Genomic DNA, 535 nt, shown 5'->3' with positions numbered 1-535 from the left:
GTTACGCAACATGTTGATGAAGCACAAATGATTAACTTTAACGGATCATTCCGCAGTAGCTCAGTGGTAGAGCACTCGGCTGTTAACCGAGCGGTCGTAGGTTCGAATCCTACCTGCGGAGCCATTTACGGAGAGCTGTCCGAGTGGTCGAAGGAGCACGATTGGAAATCGTGTAGACGTGATAAGCGTCTCAAGGGTTCGAATCCCTTGCTCTCCGCCAGCCACTTAGGAAATATATGGCCCGTTGGTCAAGTGGTTAAGACACCGCCCTTTCACGGCGGTAACACGGGTTCGAATCCCGTACGGGTCATCTTTTATGGAGGATTAGCTCAGCTGGGAGAGCACTTGCCTTACAAGCAAGGGGTCGGCGGTTCGATCCCGTCATCCTCCACCATAGATGAATTTGTTTGTATTTTATCATCGCGGGGTGGAGCAGCCAGGTAGCTCGTCGGGCTCATAACCCGAAGGTCGCAGGTTCAAATCCTGCCCCCGCAACCAAAATGGTCCCGTAGTGTAGTGGTTAACATGCCTGCCT

General features: G+C 52.3%; 5 tRNA genes. All 5 read left to right on the top strand.

The window, feature by feature from the left end:
- Positions 1–49: 49 nt before the first annotated feature.
- The 5 genes from K1I44_RS15045 to K1I44_RS15025 all read left to right on the top strand — a co-directional run bounded on the left by K1I44_RS15045 (position 50) and on the right by K1I44_RS15025 (position 498).
- A tRNA-Asn gene (locus tag K1I44_RS15045) sits at positions 50–124 on the top strand.
- Positions 125–129: 5 nt separating this feature from the next.
- A tRNA-Ser gene (locus tag K1I44_RS15040) sits at positions 130–220 on the top strand.
- A gap of 18 nt (positions 221–238) precedes the next feature.
- Positions 239–310: transfer RNA gene (locus K1I44_RS15035), tRNA-Glu, on the top strand.
- 8 nt (positions 311–318) lie between these two features.
- Positions 319–394: transfer RNA gene (locus tag K1I44_RS15030), tRNA-Val, on the top strand.
- A 27-nt stretch (positions 395–421) separates the two neighbouring features.
- A tRNA-Met gene (locus K1I44_RS15025) sits at positions 422–498 on the top strand.
- The last annotated feature ends 37 nt before the right edge of the window (positions 499–535 follow it).

The sequence above is a fragment of the Anoxybacillus sp. ST4 genome, assembly GCF_019448545.1.
Lineage (GTDB): Bacteria > Bacillota > Bacilli > Bacillales > Anoxybacillaceae > Anoxybacillus > Anoxybacillus pushchinoensis.
Note: the sequence above shows the minus strand (reverse complement) of the source record. Positions and strands in the feature narration are given on the sequence as shown.